The organism is Amycolatopsis methanolica 239 (genome assembly GCF_000739085.1).
Taxonomy (GTDB): Bacteria; Actinomycetota; Actinomycetes; order Mycobacteriales; family Pseudonocardiaceae; genus Amycolatopsis_E; species Amycolatopsis_E methanolica.
Map to the genome: position 1 here is coordinate 4,188,208 of NZ_CP009110.1, position 22,252 is coordinate 4,210,459.

A 22,252-nucleotide genomic window follows, 5' to 3' on the forward strand; every position below is an offset into this window, starting at 1 on the left:
CTACCCCGAAGACGCAGAGGTCAACGCGGCAGGTCACCAAAAGCTTCCCAGGCGTTGCCCGCGATTCCGCCCTCGGTAACCTTTGCCCATGGGGAGGGACGAACGAGACCACCCGGCGGCCCGCGATGACCACTGAGCACACCGAGGTGCGCCGGCCGGTCCCCGCAGCCGCCCTCGACCGGTGGCGGGCCCTGCTCGCCGCGCACCCGCTGACCGTCGACCTGGTCTTCTACCTCGGGTGCACCGTCTACGCCATCGCGCTGGCCCTCACCAACCAGTTCTACGGTTTTCGCATCTGGGGTGCGTGCGCCGCGTTCGGCTACGGCTTCGCCACCGCACACACCGGCTGGCTGATCGCCACCCGCCGCCAGGGCGGGCTGCTGCGTTCCCGCTGGGTGGGGATCGCCGGCATCGGCGTGCTGTCGATGCTGCTGCCCCTGGCGATCCTGGTGGTCCGGCGGCTGACCGGCACCGACTGGCTGAACACGCCGTTCTCCTGGAGCGCGCAGCCAGAGGTGTGGGTGATCGAGCGGTCGGCACGCCTGCTGCTGGACAACGGCACGCCGTATGTGGACGTCGGGGCGCTCACCCGGGCGCCGGAGGTCAACGACTATACGCCCTACGGGCCGGTCATGGCCGTGTTCGGGCTGCCCCGCGCCCTGTTCGGCGGGAGCCCGGTGGCCGACGCACTCACCGACGCCCGGCTGATGTTCGCCCTGACCGCGTGCGTGTGCGCGTGGCTGACGATCCGGCTGTCCCGGACGCCGCGGGTTCCGGTGCGCGCGGCGCAGTTCGCGATGGCGTGCCCGCTCACTGCGCTGACCTGGGCGGTCGCCGGGCCGGACCTGGCGATCGTCGGTCTCATGCTCGTCGCCGCCGCGCTCGCGGCCCGGGACCGTCCGGTGGCGAGCGGGATCGTCCTCGCGCTGGTGATCAGCGCGAAGCTCATCGTCGCACCGGCCGCGGTGGTGCTGGCCGTGCTCGTCTTCGCCCGCCTGGGCGGCAGGGCCCTGGCGCGCTTCCTCACCACGACGGTGGTCGCGTGCGCGGTGCTCAACATCCCGGTGTTCCTGGTGAACCCGCGGGCCTTCGTGGAGCACGTGATCCGGTTCCCGGCCGGCCTGGGCCAGGTGACGTCACCGGCGGCGAGCCCGCTGCCGGGCTATCTCATCGCCAGTACCGGACCGGCCGGGAAAGTGGCCGCGTTCGTCCTGCTCGCGGGCGCCGCTGCCGCGATCCTCGTGTGGTTGCTGCGGCGTCCGCCCGTCGCGGGCTCGGACGCGTTGTGGCGCATCGCCGTCGGGCTGGGAGCGTTCACGCTCCTGACGCCCGCGACGCGCTTCGGGTACCTGGTGTACCCGTGCGTGCTCCTCGGTGCGATGTTGTGCTTCCGCCGCGCCGAGGCCGGAGGTGCCCGGCCTACTTCTTCTTAGCGCGCGTCGCCCCGCCGCGTCCGCGCAACTGCACACCGGATTCGGAAAGCACGCGGTGCACAAAGCCGTACGAGCGTCCGGTCGACTCGGCCAGGGCTCGAATGCTGGCGCCCTTCTCGTATTTCTTCTTCAGGTCAGCGGCCAGCTTGTCACGCGTACTGCCGGTGATCCGCGCGCCCTTCTTCAGGTCAGCCACGTCGTTCCGCCTTCCACCAGATCGCGTTGGCAGGCCACAGTGGGCCTCGTCACGCAATGATCGAACACGAACCGAGAATTTGCCAGACGACGGGCGAAAAACCTGCCCAATGGCGGAAAAATTGCGCCATTCAAGGTGGTTGCCTAGTCCAACTAAGCAATCGGGCCTTTGTTTACCTCACGCCAACTGGACGAGTTCCAAGTAATCATCCGACCAGTGATCCTCCGTGCCGTCGGGCAACAGGATCACGCGCTCGGGCTCCAGCGCCTCGACCGCGCCCGGGTCGTGGGTGACCAGCACGACGGCGCCGGTGTAGCTGCGCAGGGCGTTGAGCACCTGTTCGCGGCTGGCCGGGTCGAGGTTGTTCGTCGGCTCGTCGAGCAGCAGGACGTTGGCGGCGCTGGACACCAGGCCCGCGAGCGCGAGCCGGGTCTTCTCGCCGCCGGAGAGGGTGCCGGCGGGCTGGTCGAGTTGCTCACCGGTGAACAGGAACGAGCCCAGCAGGTTCCGCAGCTCCTGCGCGCCGGTGTCGGGGGCGAGGTGGCGGATGTTCTCCCACACGCTCGCGTCGTGGTCCAGTGTCTCGTGTTCCTGCGCGTAGTAGCCGAGGCGCAGCCCGTGGCCGGCTTCGACGCTGCCGGTGTCGGGTTTCTCCATGCCGCCGAGCAGGCGCAGCAGGGTGGTCTTGCCCGCGCCGTTGAGGCCGAGCACGACGACCTTGGTGCCGCGGTCGATCGCGAGGTCGACGCCGGTGAAGATCTCCAGCGAGCCGTACGATTTGGACAGTCCCTCGGCGGTGAGCGGGGTGCGCCCGCACGGGGCGGGGGCCGGGAACTTGATGTGCGCGACCTTGTCGGCCTGGCGCTGGTCGTCCAGGCTCGCGAGCATCTGCTCGGCGCGGCGGGCCATGTTCTTCGCCGCGACGGCCTTCGTGGCCTTCGCGCCGAGTTTCGCGGCCTGGGCCTGCAGCGCGGCGGCCTTCTTCTCGGCGTTGGCCCGCTCCCGGCGGCGGCGCTTCTCGTCGGTGGCGCGCGCTTCCAGGTAGCGGTTCCAGGTCATGTTGTAGTTGTCCAGCTCGCCGCGGGTGGCGTCGAGGAACCAGACCTTGTTGACGACCTCGGCCAGCAGCTCGACGTCGTGGCTGATCACCACGAGACCGCCCTCGTGGCCCTTGAGGAAGCCGCGCAGCCAGTTGATCGAGTCGGCGTCGAGGTGGTTGGTCGGCTCATCGAGCAGCAGGATCGTGTCCGAGCGGCCGGAGGCGCCCACGTCGGAGGCGGCGAACAGGATGCGGGCCAGCTCGACGCGGCGGCGCTGACCGCCGGAGAGGGTGCGCAGCGGCTGGGCGAGGACGCGGTCGGCCAGGCCGAGGTTGGCGCAGATGCGGGCGGCTTCGCTCTCGGCGGCGTACCCGCCCAGCGAGGCGAAGCGCTCTTCGAGGCGGCCGTAGCGGCGGATGGCCTTGTCCCGTTCAGCGTCGTCGACCAGCTCGGACATGGCGGTCTGGGCCTTCTCCATGTCGCGCAGCAGGGTGTCGAGACCGCGGGCGGACAGGACGCGGTCCTTGGCCGTGACGGAGAGGTCGCCCTCGCGCGGGTCCTGGGGCAGGTAGCCGAGTTCGCTGCCGCGGCGGACCTCGCCCGCGTAGGGCTCCCCCTCACCCGCGAGGACCTTCAGGGTGGTGGTCTTGCCGGCGCCGTTGCGCCCGACCAGGCCGATGCGATCGCCCGGCTGGATGCGCAGGGTGGTGTCGGAAAGCAGAATGCGCGACCCGGCGCGCAGTTCGAGGCCGGTGGCCGTGATCAAGAGAACTCCCGGATAGCGGGGGTGGACGGGTGGCATCGACGGGCCTGCCGGACAGGCGGCCCGGAGCTACTCCAACTGGACATCCACGCAACCCAGTGTACGGATCACCGTCCAGCCATTTTCCCCGCGGTGGCGGGTCTCACCACGCCACCCCACGTCGCTGGGTGGTCATCCCGTCGCCTGACACGCGTTCGCGCGGTGGGGAGGTCTGGTTCGCGGTCGGTCTTCTCGTTGCCGGCTTGCGTTGGTTGGTGGTGTGCTGCTCAGAGCACGAAGCTGTCCGACCACGGTTGGCCGGATCGGCCGGACAGCGCGTCCAGCAGGCTGACCGCCTGCTTGTCCGTCAGCGACGACACGAAGTCGATCACCGCCCTCCCCCTCGCCAGTCCCCGCACGGCGTCCGCGCCCGCGACCGGCTCGCCCGTCGCTCCGACCAGCAGTTCGGGCGCGCTATGGGCCAGGTCCTCGAACTCCGACTGCGCCAGCTCCACCAGGTCGTGCAGGCGCCTGGGCAACCGCGACACCTCGTCCCGGTCGACGAGCCATGCGTCGAGCGCGTCGACGAGCGTCGTGAGCAGTGACGCCTGTCCGCGCTGGTGGAGGGCCAGTTCCGGGCGCAGCAGCACGAACCGGCGGTGCACGAACTTCAGCACCTGCACCTCGTGCCACTGCGCGGTCCGCAGCGAGACGTGCCCGGCCCGGGTGGACGGCGACGGCAGCACGATCACGCCGTCCACCAGCCGGTGCGTCCACCGCGCGGAGAACGCCGCCGTGGCCTGCTCCGCCTCGATCGACCCGTCGAACGGCTCCGCCAGCAGGCCGTCGACCAGCTCGGCGCGTATCCGCGACACCGCATGGGCGAAAGCGTCGTCGTCGACGATCCACGCGTCCTTGGCGTGCATGCGGCGCCGCAGCTGCTCCAGTGACCGGCCGGGGCGGCGGATCTGCGCGGCCAGCGTCGCGTTGTCCAGGCCGGCCAACTCCACGGCGTGATCGAGCCACTCCCCCAGCTCGGCGGCCACCGGCGCGTGCTGCAGCACACCGATGCGGTGGAAGTCCTGGATGTCGTGGATGGCGTAGGCGAGGTCGTCGGCGGTGTCCATCACGGACGCCTCGACGGTCTGCTGCCACGGCTCGATCCGCCCGGCGAACGGCCCGCGCGCGGCCACCACGTCGTCCAGCTCGGTGCAGTACGCGGAGAACTTGCTCGAACCGGTGCCCGGCGCCTCGTCCGGCTCGGCCGCGCCCCGCGGCGGGATGCGCATCGCGGCCGGGTGCGGGTCGGGCCAGTGCAGCCGCGCCCACGGGTACTTCAGCACCGCCGCCCGCACGGCCGCGGTGAGGTCCAGCCCGACCGCCGCAGGCCCGCGCACATCGGTCGTGGTGATGATCCGGAACGTCTGCGCGTTGCCCTCGAACCCGTCCGGCAGCGAGAACCGGTGCCGGGCGATGCGGTCCAGCACCTGCTCCCCCAGGTGCCCGAACGGCGGGTGCCCGAGGTCGTGGGCGAGCGCGGCGGCCTCGGCGACGTCCGGGTCGAGCCCGCCGAGCTTGCCGATCAGCTCGGCGGAGTCCACCGAGGACAGCAGCCGCTGCGAGATGGCGCGGGCGACCTGGGCGACCTTGAGGCTGTGTGTGAGCCGGTTGTGCAGCAGCCCGGACCCGGCCGCGCTGACCACCTGGGTCACGCCGCCGAGCCGGGCGAAGAACGGCGACACCACGATGCGGTCCCGGTCGGCCCGGAAGGGGTTGTCGGCCAGATCGGACCACGCCGGTTCGCTGGCGTTCTCCCGGCGTAGCGTCCGCGGATCGCGTTCCATGCGCATCACCGTATCTGTCCCGCCCGCACCGCCGCGGGAGTACGCTGCCCGCCCCGCAGGTGAACATCAGTCGACATCTCTTTCAAAACGGCCACCCCACCAGCGAAGATCGGTCCGTGCGCCCAGTCCGGTTCGCCTTCCAGCCGCTCTACAGCCTGAACACCGGCGGTATGGTCGCGCTCGAAGCGCTGGCCCGCCCCGCCGAGGGGTCCGTGCACGAACTGCTCGACACCGCGCGCCGCGAGCGGCGGCTCGTCGAGACCGACATCGCGCTGGCGTGCGACGCCGTGCGCGCCGAAGCCGACCAGCAGACGCTGCTGCCGCTGCACCTGAACATCACGGCCGCCACCGCGGCCGCGCCCGCGGTGGATCCCCTGCTCGACACGCTCGCCCGCGTCGGCAAGCGGCCGCGCGAGGTGGTGCTGGAGGTCGGGCCGCCATTCTGCTCGGTGTGGCCCGAACAGCTGCTCGCCGGCCTGCACCGGCTCGGCGAGCTGGGTTTCCGGCTGGCGCTGGACGGCCTCGGCCGCGGCGACCTGCCGTTCGCGATGCTCGCGGCCGCGCCGGTGGACGTCCTCAAACTCGACCGCAGCGTGCTGCGCGGACTGCCCGGCGACGCGGGCTCGGTCGCGGTCGTCGAATCCCTGCTGCACTTCACGGCCCGCACCAGCGCGCGACTGGTGGCGACCGGCGTCGAGACCGAAGCGCAGCTGGGAGCGGTGCGCCGCCTGGGGGTGCGCATCGCGCAGGGCAACCTGTTCGCCCCCGCCCGGGCCGGGGTGAACCTGGGGCACCTGCTGACCCCGGCGATCCCCGATCCGGAGGAGCGCCTCACGCCGGGGCCGCTCACCACGCCGCGCGTGCGGGACTTCCTGCGCCCGGCGAGCACCCTGCCGCACGACGCGACCTGCGACGACGTGCGCACCGCGCTGGCCGCCGGCGACGCGCCCAGCGGCATCGTCGGGATCGACGACGACGGTCGGCCGCGGTGGTCGATCGACCGCACCCGGTTCCTGGTGTCGGTCACCGGCCCGTACGGGCACGCCCTGCACGCGAAGCGCGGCGCGGAGCGGCTCGCGGACACGCCGCACACGATCCACGCCGACGCCGGCGCGCTGGAGCTGCTCGAGCTGGTGACCGACGCGGACTGGGGCCGCACCGGCGACGACGTGGTGGTAGTCGACGACGCGGGCCGCTGCCTCGGCGTGGTGCTGGTGACCGAGGTGGTGCGCGGGGTGGCCGAGGCGAAGGTCGAGGAGGCGGCGGCGCTCAACCCGCTGACGCGGCTGCCGGGCAGCGACACGGTGGCGCGGGACGTGGACCGGCGGATCGGCAGCCGGGAGGCGTTCGTCGCGGCGTGGCTGGACGTCGACTCGTTCAAGGCGGTCAACGACAACGCCGGTTTCGCCGCCGGGGACGACCTGATCCGCGCGATCGGGCGCACCCTGACGGACCTGGCGTCGCGCCTGCCGAGGATGGTGGTGAGCCACGTCGGCGGCGACGACTTCCTGATCGCCTGCGACGTGGATGAGATCGGCACGATCGCGGGCGCGCTGCTGGACACGCCGTGGACCGCGGAGGGCATGCCGGTGACCGTGTCGCTGGCGACGCTGGTCTGCGCGACGGCGACGATCGAGTCCTACCGCGAGGCGTCGCGGCTACTGGCGCCGCTGAAGAAGCAGGCCAAGTCGGTGCCGGGGTCGAGCTGGGTGCTGGGACGCCCGGGCTCCGAGCGGGTCGAGGTGCTGCGCGGCCGTTCGCGGCACGCGCTGCCGGAGCAACGCCCCGCCGGTCCGGTGGGATTGAGCCGCGCCGGGTAGGTGTGCAACCGGCTGGCCGCGTGGTCCGTCTGGGAAGCATGCGGATGTTGCCGGTGTTGGCGCTGGGGCTGGCTGGGCTGACGGCGTGCGGGGCGTCGGAGGGGTCAGCGGGCGGTGAGCGGGCTTGCACGATGATCGGTGCGATGCCGGGGATCAGCCTCGACGTGGCGCCCCGGCCGGACGTAGCGGGTGCGGAGGTGACCGCCTGCTGGGGAGCTGACTGTCGCACCTGGCGGCCCGACCTGCACCGCGCCACCGCCGCCGAACCGCAGGGCTGCACCGGCACCGCCCCGGACGACACGTGCTCGGCGCGGCTGGTGGAGACCGGCGGCTGGCACACCTTCGTCGACGTGGCCGACCTGCGCGAAGGGCCGGTCGAGATCACGGTGGTGCTGACCGACGCGTCCGGTGCCGAGCTGGACCGCGCGACACAGACCGCCGCCGCCCAGCTGGTGTACCCGAACGGCCCGGACTGCGGAGGCGGCGTACCGCAGGCAACGGTGCCGGTCTAGCGGGTGCGACAGCCCCACAACGCGGAACACCGCCGCGCGGCTCGAAATCCCCGGAGGGCGTCCCGAGTGCGGCGGCGGTGTTCCGCGGGTGAAAATCTAGCTCTAGACAGTGAAACCCAGCGCCCGGAGCTGCTCCCGGCCGTCGTCGGTGATCTTTTCCGGACCCCACGGCGGCATCCAGACCCAGTTGATCCGGAAGTCCTTCACCACGCCGGCCTGGCCGACCAGCACCGAGGCCGTCTGATCCTCGATCACGTCGGTCAGCGGGCAAGCCGCCGACGTCAGCGTCATGTCGATCGTGGCGGTGTTGTCCTGCTCCACGCGGATGTCGTAGACCAGCCCGAGGTCGACCACGTTGATACCGAGCTCGGGGTCGACGACGTCCCGCATGGCCTCCTCGATGTCCTCGATCTTGGCCACGTCCGCGGCAGGCGGCTGCGCCTGCTCGGGCAGGTCCTCCGCGGTGCGGCCCTCGCGCGTCTGCTCCTCGGTCACTTCTCGGCTCCGTTCGTGCGGGTCAGCGCATCCTTGAACGCCATCCAGCCCAGCAGGGCGCACTTCACCCGCGCCGGGTACTTCGACACCCCGGCGAAGGCGACCGCGTCCTCCAGCACATCCTCGTCCGGCTCGATCTGGCCGCGGCTCTGCATCATCTCCACGAAGGTGTCCATCGTGGACAACGCCTCCGACACGGTGTGACCGGTCACCAGATCGGTCAGCACCGACGCGGACGCCTGGCTGATCGAGCAGCCCTGCCCCTCGTAGGAGACGTCGGCGACCTTGTCGCCCTCCACCTTCAGCCGCAGGGTGATCTCGTCGCCGCAGGTGGGGTTCACCTGGAACGACTCCGCGTCGAAGGGCTCCCGCAGGCCGTGGCCGTGCGGGTTCTTGTAGTGGTCCAGGATGATCTCCTGGTACATGCTCTCCAGGTTCACCTACGCCACCCCGAAGAACTTCTGCGCCTCGCGGACACCACCGAGCAGCGCGTCCACTTCGGACAGATCGTTGTACAGGTAGAACGTCGCCCGCACGGTGGCGGGCACCTGGCAGACCCGGTGCAGCGGCCACGCGCAGTGGTGACCGACGCGCACCGCGATGCCCAGGCTGTCCAGCACCTGGCCGGCGTCGTGCGGGTGCACCCCGTCGACGACGAACGCGACGGTCGCGCCACGGTCGGCGCTGTCCCCGGGACCGATCAGCCGGACACCGGGGATCTCGGCGATCCCGGCCAGCGCGGCCTCGACGAGCGCGTGCTCGTGCGCGGCCACCCGCTCCATGCCGATCGCGGTCAGGTAGTCCACCGCCGCACCGAGCCCGACGGCCTGCGAAGTCATCGGCACGCCGGCCTCGAACTTCTGCGGCGGCGGCGCGAACGTGGTGCGCTCCATGGTGACCAGCTCGATCATCGACCCGCCGGTGAGGAACGGCGGCATCGCTTCGAGCAGCTCGCGGCGCCCGTAGAGCACGCCGATGCCGGACGGCGCGAGCATCTTGTGCCCGGAGAACACCGCGAAGTCCACGCCGAGGGCGTGGAAGTCGACCGGGAAGTGCGGCACCGACTGGCACGCGTCCAGCAGCGTCAGCGCGCCCACCTCACGGGAGCGGCGGACGATCGGCTCGACCGGGTTGATCGTGCCGAGCACGTTGGACTGGTGCGCGAACGCGACGATCTTGGTGCGCTCGTTGACCAGCTCGTCCAGGTTGGACAGGTCCAGCCGGAACGTGTCGGTCAAGTCGAACCACCGCAGCGTCGCGCCGGTGCGCTGGCACAACTGCTGCCAGGGCACCAGGTTCGCGTGGTGTTCCATGGCCGTGATGACGATCTCGTCGCCCGGGCCGATGCGGAACCGCTCGGCCTCCGGGCCCGCGGTCGCCGCGTTGCTCATCGCGTACGCGACGAGGTTGATGCCCTCGGTGGCGTTCTTGGTGAACACCAGCTCGCCCGGGTCCGCGCCGACGAACTCGCCGGTGCGGGCGCGGGCGTACTCGTAGGCGTCGGTGGCCTCTTCGGCGAGCTGGTGCGCACCGCGGTGCACCGCCGCGTTCGAGGTCTCCAGGAACCGGCGCTCGGCGTCCAGCACCTGCGTCGGCCGCTGCGAGGTGGCGCCGGAGTCCAGGTACACCAGGGGTTTCCCGTCGCGCACGGTGCGCGACAGGATGGGGAAGTCGGCGCGCAGCGCAGCGACGTCCAAAGGCGTGTTGGCCGCGGCTGTGGTGGTCATGCGCGCCAACTCCTCTCTCGCGGTGTCAGTTCGGGAGGTACAACAACGTCAGACCGCCGCGGCTTCCTTCTTGCCGGTGTACCTGACGTAGCCGTTCTCCTCCAGCTCGTCCGCCAGCTCCTTGCCGCCGGACTCGACGACCTTGCCGTCGGCGAAGACGTGCACGAAGTCGGGCGTGATGTGGCGCAGGATCCGCGTGTAGTGCGTGATCAGCATGACGCCGACCTCGTTGTTGGCCTTGTACTCGTTGACGCCCTCGGAGACGATCCGCAGCGCGTCGACGTCCAGGCCGGAGTCGGTCTCGTCCAGGATCGCGATCTTCGGCTTGAGCAGCGCCAGCTGCAGGATCTCGTGGCGCTTCTTCTCACCGCCGGAGAAGCCCTCGTTGACGCTGCGCTCGGCGAACTCGGGCGAGATCTCCAGCTTGGCCATTTCGTCCTTGACTTCCTTGACCCAGTGGCGCAGCTTCGGCGCCTCGCCGCGCACGGCGGTGGCCGCGGTGCGGAGGAAGTTCGACATCGACACGCCCGGCACCTCGACCGGGTACTGCATCGCCAGGAACAGCCCGGCGCGCGCCCGCTCGTCGACCGACATGTCGAGCACGTTCTCGCCGTCCAGCAGCACCTCGCCGGAGGTCACCTCGTACTTGGGGTGGCCGGCGATGGCGTAGGACAGGGTCGACTTGCCCGAGCCGTTCGGGCCCATGATCGCGTGCGTCTCACCCGAGCGGATCGTCAGGTTGACGCCCTTCAGGATCTCCTTGGCGCCCTCGTCGGTGTTGACGCTCGCGTGCAGGTCCTTGATTTCCAGTGTGGCCATGGCCCTTTTTCGTCTCTGTCTCTCGTGGTGGAAGGAGTGGCTCAGCTGCCGACGGCTTCGAGTTCGGCCTCGATCGCCTCGGCCAGGCGCTCGCGAACCGCGGGAACGTCGATCTTCATCAGGATCTCGTGGAAGAACCCGCGGACGACCAGACGCCGCGCCTGCTCCTCCTCGATCCCGCGCGACTGCAGGTAGAACAACTGCTCGTCGTCGAACCTTCCCGTGGCGCTCGCGTGCCCGGCGCCGGCGATCTCACCGGTCTCGATCTCCAGGTTCGGCACCGAGTCGGCGCGCGCGCCCGTGGTGAGCACGAGGTTGCGGTTGAGCTCGTAGGTCTCGGTGCCCTCGGCCGCGGCCCGGATCAGCACGTCGCCGATCCACACCGCGTGCGCGTCGTCGCCCTGCAGCGCGCCCTTGTACATCACGTTCGACTTGCAGTTCGGGACCGCGTGGTCGACGAAGAGGCGGTGCTCCTGGTGCTGCCCGGCGTCGGCGAAGTACAGGCCCAGCATCTCCACGTCGCCGCCGCGGTCGGCGAACGTCGCGGTCGGCGAGACGCGCACCAGGTCGCCGCCCAGGGTGACCACGATGTGCTTGACCGTGGCGTCCTTGCCGAGCCGGAGGTGCTGCTCGGAGACGTGCACCGCGTCGTCGGCCCAGTCCTGGACGCTGACCACGGTGAGCTTGGCTCCCTCGCCGACGACGAACTCGACGTTGTCGGCGTAGGTGCCCGAGCCGAGGTGGTCGAGCACGACCACGCCCTCGGCGTAGGCCTCGGCGCGCACCTGCACGTGGCCGTAGGCGGTGTTGCCCTCGCCGGGGCCGGTCAGCCGCAGCACGGTCGGCTTCGACGCCTTGGTCTCCTTGGGCAGGGTCACCAGGGTCGCCGCGGCGAACGAGCTGTACGCCTGCGCGGCGATCCGGTCGCTCGGGACGCCGGCCTGGCCGAGGCGCTCGTCCTCGCGGCCGACGGTCTCGACGCGCACCTCGGGGGCGGCGTCGACGTCGACCTTGACCTCGCCGGAGGCCGTGGCGGTGCCGTCGTGCAGCCCGCGCAGCCGCTTCATCGGGGTGAAACGCCAGTTCTCCTCGCGGCCGCCGGGGACCTCGAAGGCCTGGACGTCGTACCCGGTGAAGCGCTCCGCGCGGGACGCCGCCGGAACGACGGCCTCCGCGGCAGCGGCGGTGTTCTCAGCAGACACCGTCATGTCAGCCGACGGCTCCTTCCATCTGCAGTTCGATCAGGCGGTTCAGCTCGAGCGCGTACTCCATGGGCAGCTCGCGCGCGATGGGCTCGACGAACCCGCGCACGACCATCGCCATGGCCTCGTCCTCGGTGAGACCGCGGGACATCAGGTAGAACAGCTGGTCCTCGGAGACCTTCGACACCGTCGCCTCGTGGCCCATCGACACCTCGTCGTTGCGGATGTCGACGTAGGGGTAGGTGTCCGAGCGGGAAATGGTGTCGACCAGCAGCGCGTCGCACTTCACCGTGGAGGCGGAGTGGTGCGCCCGCTTGGCGACCTTGACCAGGCCGCGATAGGAGGTGCGGCCGCCGCCGCGCGCCACCGACTTCGACACGATGGTCGAGGAGGTGTGCGGCGCCAGGTGCTCCATCTTCGCGCCCGCGTCCTGGTGCTGGCCCTCGCCCGCGAAGGCGATCGAGAGGACCTCGCCCTTGGCGTGCTCACCCATCAGGAAGACCGACGGGTACTTCATCGTGACCTTGGAGCCGATGTTGCCGTCGATCCACTCCATGGTCGCGCCCTCTTCGCACTTGGCGCGCTTGGTGACCAGGTTGTAGACGTTGTTCGACCAGTTCTGGATCGTCGTGTAGCGGCAGCGGCCGCCCTTCTTCACGATGATCTCGACGACGGCCGAGTGCAGCGAGTCCGACTTGTAGATCGGCGCGGTGCAGCCCTCGACATAGTGCACGTAGGCGCCCTCGTCGACGATGATCAGGGTCCGCTCGAACTGGCCCATGTTCTCGGTGTTGATCCGGAAGTAGGCCTGCAGCGGGATGTCCACGTGCACGCCCGGCGGCACGTAGATGAACGACCCGCCGGACCACACCGCGGTGTTCAGCGCGGAGAACTTGTTGTCACCGGCCGGGATGACCGAGCCGAAGTACTCCTGGAACAGCTCCGGGTGCTCCTTGAGGCCGGTGTCGGTGTCCAGGAAGATGACACCCTGGGCCTCGAGGTCCTCGCGGATCTTGTGGTAGACGACCTCCGACTCGTACTGGGCCGCGACACCGGCGATCAGGCGCTGCTTCTCCGCCTCCGGGATGCCCAGCTTGTCGTAGGTGTTCTTGATGTCCTCGGGCAGCTCGTCCCAGCTGGCGGCCTGCTGCTCGGTGGAGCGGACGAAGTACTTGATGTTGTCGAAGTCGATGCCCGACAGGTCCGCGCCCCAGTTCGGCATGGGCTTGCGCTCGAAGAGCTTCAGCGCCTTCTGGCGCGTCTCGAGCATCCACTCCGGCTCGCTCTTCTTCGCGGAGATGTCGGCCACCACGTCGGCGTTCAGCCCGCGTCGGGCGCTGGCGCCCGCGGCGTCCGGGTCGGCCCACCCGAACGCGTAGTTGCCCAGGGACTCGATGGTCTCTTCCTGGGACAGCGGCGTCGTGGTGGGATTGCGCTGCTCGGCAGCGGCAGTCATTCGCGTTCCCCTCCGTCCGGAGCTTTCGCTTGCAGACCCGGCGGATTTTCCGCAGGGACGTGTGTCGTGCACGCGGCGTCACCGCGTGCGATGGTCGCCAGCCGCTGGACGTGGGTGCCCAGCAGCTTGGCGAACGCCTCGGTCTCCGCCTCGCACAGCTGCGGGAACTCAGCGGCGACGTGGGCGACCGGGCAGTGGTGCTGGCACAGTTGCGCGCCGGCACCGGTGGCCGATGCGCCCACCTGGCGGGTGGACGCAGCGTAGCCTTCCCTGGTCAGGGCGGCGGCCAGGGCCTCCGCCCGGTGCGCGGGGCCGTCGACCGCGTTGACCGCGGCCCGGTGCGGCTCGACCAGCGCGGCCACCCGGCGCTCCGCGAACGCCCGCACCGCGTCCTCGCCCGCGTGCTCGGCGAGGAACCGGATGGCGGCGACCGCGAGGTCGTCGTAGGCGTGCCCGAACCGCGCCCGTCCCGTCTCGGTGAGCAGGAAGAGCTTGGCCGGGCGGCCCCGGCCACGCGGTCCGCGCCGTGGCGCGTCCCGCGTCTCGGCCTCCCCGTCGGCGACCAGGGCGTCCAGGTGGCGGCGCACGGCGGTCGGGCTGATGCCCAGCCGCTCGGCGACGACACCCGCCGTCATGGGGCCGTCCTCCAGCAGGAGGCGGGCGACCTCGTGGCGAGTCCGCCCTTCCGGGGTGGCCTGTGCGGGCACCACGGCAGCGGGGCGGCTCGCGCCGTCCTGGTGCTGGGTGGGCCCGCTGTTTTTCACAACATAAGTGTGTCGTATTTCGGGCGGGGAGGCAAAGAGTGGCCATCTCACGGTGAGCGGGGTCACTGCCGGGGCCCCGTCCGCGCTGGTCGGCGGCCCGGTCGGGGCCCACCCGCCTCACTCGGGTGAGTGAGCGCGGCGTGTCGCCCAGCCACCCGAACGCAGAACTCGCGCGCGAACGCAGAACTTGGCCTCGCCAACGTGGGACTCGCGCCCGCCGCGAGTCTGCACTCGAGGCCGCGAGTCCCACACTCAGGGGCGCGAGTTCTGCGGCCGGAGCGGCGGGGGCTGCTTCGCCGCACGTCAGGTGCGGTGGAGCAGGCCCGTGAACTGCCCTTCACCACAGCCCTTCGCGGCGTCGATACCCTCTGTGTGTGGCATTGGGCGAGCAGAGCACCGGTGGCGGTGCGGTGGCGGTACCGCTGTCCCCGGTGCGGCCCCCCGAGGCCGGGCCGCTGGAGCAGCGGGAACTGCGCGCACTGGACATCGTCCGCCGCCTCGGCACGATCGGCGCCCTGCTGCTCGCGCTCGGCTCGCTGGGCGCGGGGGCGGCTCCGGTGCTGAACCCGGTCCAGGACATCCCTGTCCTGCGCCTGTTCGCCCGCATCCCGACCGTCTCGCTGGCCATCTGCTTCGCCGGCATGGGCATGCTCGTCGTGGGCTGGCTGCTGCTCGGCCGGTTCGCGCGGCCGGGGCGCGCCCGGCTCGCCACCCGCGCGCAGCTCACCCGCACCCTCGTCATGTGGCTGACGCCGCTGATGTTCATCCCGCCGCTGTTCTCCCGCGACGTCTACAGCTACCTCGCGCAGAGCGAGATCGTGCACCGCGGCATGGACCCCTACTCGCTGGGCCCGGCGCAGGCCCTCGGCGTCGCCGACCCGCTCACCAGCGGCGTGTCCAACATGTGGCGGGAGACCCCGGCGCCCTACGGTCCGCTGTTCCTGAAGCTGGGCAGCTGGATCTCCGCGGTCGTCGGCGACAACATCGTCGCCGGGGTGCTGCTGCAGCGCGCGCTCGCGCTGGCCGGTGTCGCCCTGATCATCTGGGCCCTGCCGCGGCTGGCGCAGCGCTTCGGCGTCGAACCGGCGACCGCGCTGTGGCTGGGCGCGGCCAACCCGCTCGTGTTGTTCCACCTGGTCGCCGGCGCGCACAACGAGGCCCTCGGCATCGGCCTCATGGTCGCCGGCCTGGAGCTGGGCATCCGCCGCCTCCCGGTGCGGGTCGCCGGCGACACGGCGCCGCCGCTGGCCCGCGGTGAGGTCCTGTTCATCGTGCTCGGCGCGGCCGTCATCACGCTCGGCGCGGCGGTGAAGATCAACGCGATCATCGCGCTGGGCTTCTTCGGCGTGATGATCGCCCGCCGCTGGCACGGCCGCATCACCGACCTGCTGCGCGCCGCGGCGCTGGTCACCGGCGTGTTCGCGGCGGTCATGGTGGCCGTGTGCCTGGGCACCGGGCTGGGCTTCGGCTGGGTCGGCGCCCTCGGCACGCCCGGTCTGGTGCGCAGCTGGATCTCCCCCACCGCCGAGCTGGCCAACCTCGGCGGCGTCCTCGGCATCGCGCTCGGCCTGGGCAACCACACCAACGCGCTCGTGTCGATCCTGCAGCTGGCCGGCACCGCGCTGGCCGGGCTCATCACGGCCAAGTTCCTCTGGGACAGCTTCCGCTGGCGCTACCGGCCCATCATCGGCCTCGGGGTTTCGCTGGGTGCGTTCATGATGCTGCACGTCGCGATGCAGCCGTGGTGGCTGCTGTGGGCGGTCATCCCGCTCGCCGCCGCGGCGGGCACCTCCCGGTTCCGGGTCGCCGCCAGCGTCGCCAGCGTCGCGCTGGCGTTCCTCGCCGCGCCGCCGGGCAGCACGTTCGACGGCCGCTCGTTCGTCGTGCCGCAGGCCTACCTGGCCGCGGCTCTCGTCGTCGCCGTCGCGATGGTCGTCGTGTGGCGCAGGGCACCTCTTCTGCTGAAGAGGGATCCGCAGCCGGTGGCCTGAGCCGAGGTCGTACGCTTGACAGTCGTGAGCACACCTGCCGTCGAGATCACCGGGCTGGTGAAGCGGTACGGCGCGAAGACCGCGGTCGACGGCCTGGATCTCAAGATGGACCGCGGGCGCCTGCTCGCGCTGCTCGGTCCCAACGGCGCGGGCAAGACCACCACCGTCGAGATCTGCGAGGGCTTCCGCCGAGCCGACTCCGGCTCGGTGCGGGTGCTGGGCCTGGACCCGGTCCGCGACGGCGCCGCGCTGCGCCCCCGCATCGGCGTGATGCCGCAGGGCGGCGGCGCCTACCCCGGCGTCCGCGCCGGCGAGATGCTGGGCCTGGTCGCCGCCTGCGCCGCCAACCCGCTCGACCCCGCGTGGCTGCTCGACGTCCTCGGCCTCGCCCCCGCGCGCCGCACCCCGTTCAAGCGCCTCTCCGGCGGCCAGCAGCAGCGCCTGTCGCTGGCGTGCGCCCTGGTCGGGCGGCCGGAGCTGGTGTTCCTCGACGAGCCGACCGCGGGCATGGACCCGCAGGCGCGGCGCCTGGTGTGGGAGCTGCTGGGCGCGCTGCGGGCCGACGGCGTCAGCGTGCTGCTCACCACGCACCTCATGGAAGAAGCCGAGGCGCTGGCCGACGACGTGGTGATCGTCGACAACGGCCGGGTCATCGCCGAGGGCACGCCGAGCGCGCTGACCGCCGACGACGCCGACACCGCGCAGTTGCGGTTCAAGGCCCGCGGCGGCCTGGACACCGACCTGCTCTCCGCCGCGCTGCCCGAGGGCTACCACGTCAAGGAGTCCGCGCCGGGCAGCTACCAGGTCTCCGGGAAGGTGAACCCGCAGGTGGTGTCCACGGTGACGGCGTGGTGCGCGCAGCAGGGCGTGCTGGCCGAGGAGCTGCACGTCGGCAAGCGCGACCTGGAAGAGGTCTTCCTCGAGCTGACCGGACGGGAGCTGCGCTCGTGACCGCACCGGCCAGGTTCCCCGCCGGCACCTTCACGCCCGCTCCCGGCGCGGGCAGCCGCGCGCGCATGCTGTTCACCCACGCCAAGCTGGAGACCAGCCTCACGTTGCGGCACGGTGAGCAGATCCTGCTCACCCTGCTCATCCCGCTGGCCCTGCTGATCGGCCTGACACTGCTGGACATCCTGCCCGCGGGCGACCTGGACGGGGTGTCCAAAGCGGACTGGGTGACGCCGCGGATCTTCGCGCTCGCGGTCATGTCGTCGGCGTTCACCGGGCAGGCGATCGCGCTCGGCTTCGACCGCCGCTACGGCGTGCTCAAGCGGCTGTCGGCCACCGCCATCCCGCGCTGGCTGCTCGTCGCGGGCCGGATCGTCGCGGCGCTCGTCGTGGTGCTGCTGCAGGTCGTGGTGCTCGGTGTGGTCGCCGCGTTCCTCGGCTGGAGCCCGTCGCCGGCGGGCATCGCCGAGGCGGTGGTGCTGCTGGTGCTCGGCACGCTGAGCTTCGGCGCGCTGGGGGTGCTGCTCGGCGGCTCGCTGCGCGCGGAGGCGGTGCTGGCGCTGGCCAACATCGTGTGGTTCGTGCTGCTGCTCGCGGGCGGCATCCTGCTCGCGCCGTCCACGCTGCCGTCGGCCGCCGCGACCGTGATCGAACTCCTGCCGTCGGGGGCGCTGGCCGAGGGACTGCGCGCCGCGCTCGTCGACGGGCAGTTCGCCGTCGGACCGGTCGTCGTGCTCGCCGTGTGGGGCGCACTGGCCGCCGCGCTGGCCGCGAAAACGACAAAACTGACCTGACATTAGGATGTTCCCGTGGCCCTGAGCTCCCTGATCGCCCGCCTGCCCTACCCGTCGCGCCCGGTTCAGCGCGCGATCGCCGTCGCCGCGATCGTGGCCCAGGCCGGCATCGGGGTCACCGGCTCGGTCGTCCGGGTCACCGGTTCGGGCCTGGGCTGCCCAACCTGGCCGCAGTGCTTCCCGGGCAGCATGGTGCCGGTCGCGCACCCCGAGTTCGACACGCTCAACCAGTGGATCGAGTTCGGCAACCGGCTGCTCACCGTCGTGGTGGTGCTGGTCTCCGCGCTGGCGGTGCTCGCCGCGTGGCGCGTGCAGATCGCCCACCCCGAGCGCAAGCGCCTGGTGAAACTCGCCTGGACGATGCCCGGCGGTGTCGTGCTGCAGGCCGTGGTCGGCGGCATCACGGTGCTCGCGAAGCTCGAGTGGTGGACGGTCGCGATCCACTTCCTCGCCTCCACCCCGCTGGTGTGGCTCGCGGTCCTGCTGCTGCGCGCGTTCAACGAGGGCGACGAGCCGGCCCGCTGGCTCATCCCGCCGCTGGCGAAGAAGCTGCTGGTCACGCTCGTCGTGGCGCTGTGGGCGATCCTGATCGCCGGCACCACGGTCACCGGCGCCGGCCCGCACGGCGGCGACCCGGAGACCCACCGGCTGGACGCGCCGATCGAGGTCCTCGCGCAGGTCCACGGCGGGCTGCTGGTCTGCTACCTGCTGGTGCTCGCGGTCTTCGGCCTGGTCCTGATGCGCGGCGGCACCCCGGCCGCGCTGTGGCGGCGCTACGCGATCGTGTGGGTGGTCGCGCTGGCGCAGGGCGTGCTGGGTTCGGTGCAGTACGCCCTCGGCATCCCGGAGGCGCTGGTGTCGCTGCACGTCCTCGGCTCGGCGCTGGTGATCGTGGCGACGGCCGCGCTGTGGTGCGGCTGCCGCGATCGCGGGCCGGTCACCTCGGCGGGCCCGGCGCCGCGCGAACCGGAGCTGACCGCGGCCCGCAGCTGACCGCGGGTGGGGCGGGGGTTCCGCAGCCCGTCATGCGGTAGTAACGCCCGAGGGGGGTATTCGCCAAGACGGCTCCGTACGGTGGGGCCGGAGAGAGAGGTTACTGCCGCCCATGACGAAACCGCTGATCTCGCATCGCCGGTCCTCCAGTCAGATGATCGTGCTCAAAGCGTTCCTGCTGATCCCGTTCCTCGCCCTGATCACCGCCGTTCCGCTGGCGTGGGGCTGGGGCCTGACCTGGCTCGACCTGGGCCTGGCGGTGTTCTTCTACGTCGTCGCGACCCTCGGGGTGACGGTGGGCTACCACCGGTACTTCACGCACGGCGCGTTCAAGACCGGCCGTCCGCTGCGGGTCGCGATGGCGATCGCCGGCAGCATGGCCGTGCAGGGGTCGGTCATCTTCTGGGTGGCCAGCCACCGCCGCCACCACGCGTTCGCCGACCGCGAGGGCGACCCGCACTCCCCCTGGCTGTTCGGCACCAGCCCGGCGGCGCTGCTGCGCGGTTTCTGGCACGCGCACATGGGGTGGATGTTCCAGCGCGAGGTGACCAACTACGAGCGGTTCGCGCCGGACCTGCTGGCCGACGACGACCTGCGCGTGGTGAACCGGCTGTTCTGGCTGTGGATCGTGCTGAGCCTGGGCCTGCCGACGCTGCTCGGCGGGCTGCTGAGCTGGTCGTGGTGGGGCGCGGTGACCGCGTTCTTCTGGGCCGGGCTGGTGCGGATCGCGTTCCTGCACCACGTGACGTGGTCGGTGAACTCGATCTGCCACATGATCGGCGACCGGCCGTTCGCCAGCCGGGACAAGGCGTCGAACTTCTGGCCGCTGGCGATCCTGTCGATGGGCGAGTCGTGGCACAACTCCCACCACGCGGACCCAACGTGCGCCCGGCACGGCGTGCTGCGCGGGCAGGTGGACGTGTCGGCGCGGCTGATTTGGATCTTCGAGAAGCTGGGCTGGGCGCGCGACGTGCGGTGGCCGCGCGCCGAGCGCCTCGCCGCGAAGCGGCTCGAACCCGCTTCCTAGTTCCTACAGGGCGTGCCCGGCCATCCGGCGACGGTGGCCGGGCCCGATCTGCGTGGAGTTGACGGTCTCGGCGTCCCACTCGGCCGGTTCCAGGTCTTCCACGGCCTCGACGAGCTTCTGGCCGGTCGCCACGGACGGGACGACGACGTCGCCCATCGCGCCGTCGTGGCCGACGAGCACCACGCGCGCCCCGGCGCGGCCGATGTTCTCCACGACAGCCTTCGCCGGCTTGCCGTGCTCGGCGACGAAGCGGCGGGCGGTCGTAAGCTGCTTGGCGGTGGGCGCCGGTGCCTCGGTCTCTTCAGCCATGTCGGCATCTTAGGGAAGATCCGTGCCGCCCACCCGGTTGTGCGAGGTGAACCCGACCACGTCAGGAGGACACAGGCGATGCCCACGGCAGTGCAGATTCGGCAGACCGGCGGACCCGAGGTGCTGGAGGCCGGTGACGTCGAGGTCGGCGATCCCGGGCCGGGTGAGCTGCTGGTCGACGTCGCCGCCGCGGGCGTGAACTACATCGACACCTACCAGCGCAGCGGGGTCTACAAGATCGACCTGCCCGCGACGCTGGGCATGGAGGGCGCCGGAACGGTGGCGGCGGTCGGCGAGGGCGTGACGGGCTTCGCGGCCGGTGACCGGGTGGCGTGGCAGGGCGTGCTCGGCGGGTACGCGCAGCAGGCCCGGATCCCGGCGACCGCCGCGGTCGCGGTGCCCGAGGGCGTGTCGCTGGAGACTGCCGCGGCGACGATGCTGCAGGGCGTCACCGCGCACTACCTGGTGCGGTCGACGTACGAGGTGCGGGAGGGCGACACGATCCTGCTGCACGCGGCCGCGGGCGGCGTCGGGCTGCTGCTGACGCAGCTGGCCAAGGCGCGTGGCGCGCGGGTGATCGGCACGGTGTCGACCGAGGAGAAGGCGGCGCTGGCCAGCGAGGCCGGTGTGGACGACGTGATCCGGTACGACCAGGTCGATTTCGCCGAGGAGGTCCGGAGGCTGACCGGCGGCGAGGGGGTGGCCGCGGTGTACGACGGGGTCGGCAAGTCCACTTTCGACGGAAGCCTGGCGAGCCTGCGGGTGCGCGGTTTCCTGGTGCTGTTCGGGGCGGCGAGCGGGCCGGTCCCACCGGTCGACCCGCAGCGGCTCAACGCGGCGGGCTCGGTCTACCTGACGCGCCCGACGTCGGCCCACTACGTGCGCACCCGCGACGAGCTGGCGTGGCGCACGAACGAGCTCTTCGAGGCGGTCACCTCGGGCGCGCTGAAGGTCCGCGTGGGCGCCAAGTACGCGCTGTCGGACGCCGCGAAGGCGCACGAGGACCTGCAGGGCCGCCGCACGACGGGCAAGGTGCTGCTGATCCCGTAGGACAGCTCGGGCATGCGGATCGCGACCGCCGGTTCGTCGAGAGCCGGTCCCGCCTCCGGATCAGGAGGCGGGACCGGCCAGCTCACACGCTCACGGCGGCGCGGATCGTCTCCTTCAGGCTGCTCGTCGTCGCGATCACGGCCGTCGGTTCATAGCCGCAGTGCGCCATGCAGTTGGCGCACCTCGGGTCCTTGCCGCGGCCGAACTTGTCCCACTCCGTCTCCTCGATCAGCTCCCGCCAGGTCTTGGCGTAGCCGTCGTCGAGGAGGTAGCACGGCCGCTGCCACCCCAGCAGCGAGTACGACGGGATCCCCCACGGCGTGCACTCCAGGTCCCGTTTGCCCTCGATGAAGTCGAGGAACACGGGCGAGTGGTTGAGCCGCCACTTCTTGCGGCGCCCGTCGGCGAAGGCCTTGGAGAACAGCTCCCGCGTCTGCTGCACCCCGAGGAAGTGCTCCTGGTCCGGCGCCTTCTCGTAGGCGTACCCCGGCGACAGCTGCATGTTGTCGACCTTGACCACGTCGTTGAGGTAGTCCAGCACGTCGATGACGTCCTGCGGGGTGTCGGTGTTGAAGAACGTCGTGTTCGTCATCACCTTGAAGCCCTTGGACTTCGCGAGCTGGATCGCCTCGACCGCGGCCTGGAAACCGCCCTCCTTGCGCACCGACGCGTCGTGCTTCTCCTCGAGCCCGTCGATGTGGACCATCCAGGTGAAGTTGCGGTGCGGCTTGAACTTGTGGATGTGCTTGGGCAGCAGCAGCGCGTTCGTGCACAGGAACACGATCTTGTTGCGCTCCAGCAGGATCCGCGTGATCTCGTGGATCTGCGGGTGCATCAGCGGCTCACCACCGGCGATGGACACCATCGGCGCGCCGCTCTCCTCCACGGCGCCCACGGCCTGCTGCACCGGCATCCGCTGCTTCAGCAGGTGCGCGGGCTGCTGGATCTTCCCGCAGCCACCGCACTTGAGGTTGCACGCGAACAACGGTTCCAGCTCGACCAGGATCGCAAACTTCTCCTTGCGCAGCAGCTTCTGCTTGGCCAGGAACGCACCCAGCCGGATCGACTGGCGTAATGGCATGCCCATGGT

At 71.2% G+C, this 22,252-nt stretch carries 21 protein-coding genes; 9 read left to right on the forward strand and 12 right to left on the reverse strand.

The annotated features are described in order from the left end of the window. Positions 1–125: 125 nt before the first annotated feature. Positions 126–1,433, forward strand: coding sequence for a glycosyltransferase 87 family protein (locus AMETH_RS20305; protein WP_017982987.1), 1,308 nt, complete (start codon positions 126–128; stop codon positions 1,431–1,433). Here AMETH_RS20305 and AMETH_RS20310 read toward each other — a convergent pair. The 3 genes from AMETH_RS20310 to AMETH_RS20320 all read right to left on the reverse strand — a co-directional run bounded on the left by AMETH_RS20310 (position 1,420) and on the right by AMETH_RS20320 (position 5,261). Then, positions 1,420–1,629 (reverse strand): helix-turn-helix domain-containing protein, encoded by a 210-nt coding sequence (locus AMETH_RS20310; RefSeq protein WP_017982988.1) that lies wholly within the window; start codon positions 1,627–1,629, stop codon positions 1,420–1,422. The two genes, AMETH_RS20305 and AMETH_RS20310, sit on opposite strands and share 14 nt — an antisense overlap. 177 nt (positions 1,630–1,806) lie before the next feature. Continuing rightward, on the reverse strand, positions 1,807–3,435 hold the full coding sequence (locus tag AMETH_RS20315) for an ABC-F family ATP-binding cassette domain-containing protein (RefSeq protein ID WP_017982989.1): 1,629 nt from the start codon (positions 3,433–3,435) through the stop codon (positions 1,807–1,809). 263 nt (positions 3,436–3,698) lie between these two features. Further along, positions 3,699–5,261 (reverse strand): deoxyguanosinetriphosphate triphosphohydrolase family protein, encoded by a 1,563-nt coding sequence (locus AMETH_RS20320; protein ID WP_085929365.1) that lies wholly within the window; start codon positions 5,259–5,261, stop codon positions 3,699–3,701. A gap of 110 nt (positions 5,262–5,371) precedes the next feature. Between AMETH_RS20320 and AMETH_RS20325 the strand changes: the two genes are divergently transcribed. Together AMETH_RS20325 and AMETH_RS20330 are read left to right on the forward strand one after the other, a co-directional pair. Beyond that, the gene (locus AMETH_RS20325) at positions 5,372–7,075 is read left to right on the forward strand and encodes a GGDEF domain-containing protein (protein ID WP_017982991.1); all 1,704 of its coding nucleotides are present in this window, start codon (positions 5,372–5,374) and stop codon (positions 7,073–7,075) included. A gap of 143 nt (positions 7,076–7,218) precedes the next feature. Further along, positions 7,219–7,587 carry a hypothetical protein gene (locus AMETH_RS20330; RefSeq protein WP_223842884.1) on the forward strand — a complete coding sequence of 123 codons (369 nt, stop codon included), beginning with the start codon at positions 7,219–7,221 and terminating at the stop codon, positions 7,585–7,587. A gap of 102 nt (positions 7,588–7,689) precedes the next feature. On the opposite strand, the gene AMETH_RS20335 is transcribed toward AMETH_RS20330, so the two are convergent. From AMETH_RS20335 to AMETH_RS20365, 7 genes are read right to left on the reverse strand one after another with little or no spacing between them, the layout of a single operon-like run. Beyond that, positions 7,690–8,082 (reverse strand): metal-sulfur cluster assembly factor, encoded by a 393-nt coding sequence (locus AMETH_RS20335; protein WP_017982993.1) that lies wholly within the window; start codon positions 8,080–8,082, stop codon positions 7,690–7,692. Continuing rightward, complete coding sequence (gene sufU / locus AMETH_RS20340) at positions 8,079–8,522, reverse strand: Fe-S cluster assembly sulfur transfer protein SufU (protein WP_017982994.1); 444 nt, start codon at positions 8,520–8,522, stop codon at positions 8,079–8,081. The genes AMETH_RS20335 and sufU overlap by 4 nt, the downstream gene beginning before the upstream one ends. Continuing rightward, the gene (locus tag AMETH_RS20345; protein WP_017982995.1) at positions 8,523–9,809 is read right to left on the reverse strand and encodes a cysteine desulfurase; all 1,287 of its coding nucleotides are present in this window, start codon (positions 9,807–9,809) and stop codon (positions 8,523–8,525) included. Between the two features lie 48 nt (positions 9,810–9,857). After that, positions 9,858–10,628, reverse strand: a complete 771-nt coding sequence (sufC, locus tag AMETH_RS20350) for a Fe-S cluster assembly ATPase SufC (RefSeq protein WP_017982996.1) — start codon at positions 10,626–10,628, stop codon at positions 9,858–9,860. Between the two features lie 41 nt (positions 10,629–10,669). Next, positions 10,670–11,836, reverse strand: a complete 1,167-nt coding sequence (sufD, locus tag AMETH_RS20355) for a Fe-S cluster assembly protein SufD (protein WP_017982997.1) — start codon at positions 11,834–11,836, stop codon at positions 10,670–10,672. A gap of 1 nt (position 11,837) precedes the next feature. Then, the gene (gene sufB / locus AMETH_RS20360; protein ID WP_017982998.1) at positions 11,838–13,286 is read right to left on the reverse strand and encodes a Fe-S cluster assembly protein SufB; all 1,449 of its coding nucleotides are present in this window, start codon (positions 13,284–13,286) and stop codon (positions 11,838–11,840) included. After that, entirely contained in the window at positions 13,283–14,050 is a 768-nt protein-coding gene (locus AMETH_RS20365; RefSeq protein WP_026153199.1) for a helix-turn-helix transcriptional regulator, read from the reverse strand. The genes sufB and AMETH_RS20365 overlap by 4 nt, the downstream gene beginning before the upstream one ends. A gap of 380 nt (positions 14,051–14,430) precedes the next feature. Here AMETH_RS20365 and mptB point away from each other — a divergent pair, with 380 nt between their 5' ends. The 5 genes from mptB to AMETH_RS20390 all read left to right on the forward strand — a co-directional run bounded on the left by mptB (position 14,431) and on the right by AMETH_RS20390 (position 19,803). After that, on the forward strand, positions 14,431–16,041 hold the full coding sequence (gene mptB / locus AMETH_RS20370) for a polyprenol phosphomannose-dependent alpha 1,6 mannosyltransferase MptB (RefSeq protein ID WP_017983000.1): 1,611 nt from the start codon (positions 14,431–14,433) through the stop codon (positions 16,039–16,041). Positions 16,042–16,065: 24 nt separating this feature from the next. Further along, on the forward strand, positions 16,066–16,992 hold the full coding sequence (locus tag AMETH_RS20375) for an ABC transporter ATP-binding protein (RefSeq protein WP_017983001.1): 927 nt from the start codon (positions 16,066–16,068) through the stop codon (positions 16,990–16,992). A gap of 65 nt (positions 16,993–17,057) precedes the next feature. Further along, the gene (locus tag AMETH_RS20380; protein WP_081617708.1) at positions 17,058–17,783 is read left to right on the forward strand and encodes an ABC transporter permease; all 726 of its coding nucleotides are present in this window, start codon (positions 17,058–17,060) and stop codon (positions 17,781–17,783) included. 15 nt (positions 17,784–17,798) lie between these two features. Continuing rightward, on the forward strand, positions 17,799–18,776 hold the full coding sequence (locus AMETH_RS20385) for a COX15/CtaA family protein (protein WP_017983003.1): 978 nt from the start codon (positions 17,799–17,801) through the stop codon (positions 18,774–18,776). A gap of 112 nt (positions 18,777–18,888) precedes the next feature. Beyond that, positions 18,889–19,803 carry an acyl-CoA desaturase gene (locus AMETH_RS20390; RefSeq protein WP_051079422.1) on the forward strand — a complete coding sequence of 305 codons (915 nt, stop codon included), beginning with the start codon at positions 18,889–18,891 and terminating at the stop codon, positions 19,801–19,803. A gap of 3 nt (positions 19,804–19,806) precedes the next feature. Here the strand turns inward: AMETH_RS20390 and AMETH_RS20395 are convergent, their stop codons facing one another. Further along, positions 19,807–20,112: a hypothetical protein gene (locus tag AMETH_RS20395; protein WP_017983005.1), complete on the reverse strand. Its 306-nt coding sequence runs from the start codon at positions 20,110–20,112 to the stop codon at positions 19,807–19,809. Between the two features lie 78 nt (positions 20,113–20,190). Here AMETH_RS20395 and AMETH_RS20400 point away from each other — a divergent pair, with 78 nt between their 5' ends. Further along, on the forward strand, positions 20,191–21,162 hold the full coding sequence (locus tag AMETH_RS20400) for a quinone oxidoreductase family protein (protein ID WP_026153202.1): 972 nt from the start codon (positions 20,191–20,193) through the stop codon (positions 21,160–21,162). 82 nt (positions 21,163–21,244) lie between these two features. Here the strand turns inward: AMETH_RS20400 and hpnH are convergent, their stop codons facing one another. Continuing rightward, entirely contained in the window at positions 21,245–22,249 is a 1,005-nt protein-coding gene (gene hpnH, locus AMETH_RS20405) for an adenosyl-hopene transferase HpnH (RefSeq protein WP_017983007.1), read from the reverse strand. Positions 22,250–22,252 lie beyond the last annotated feature (3 nt).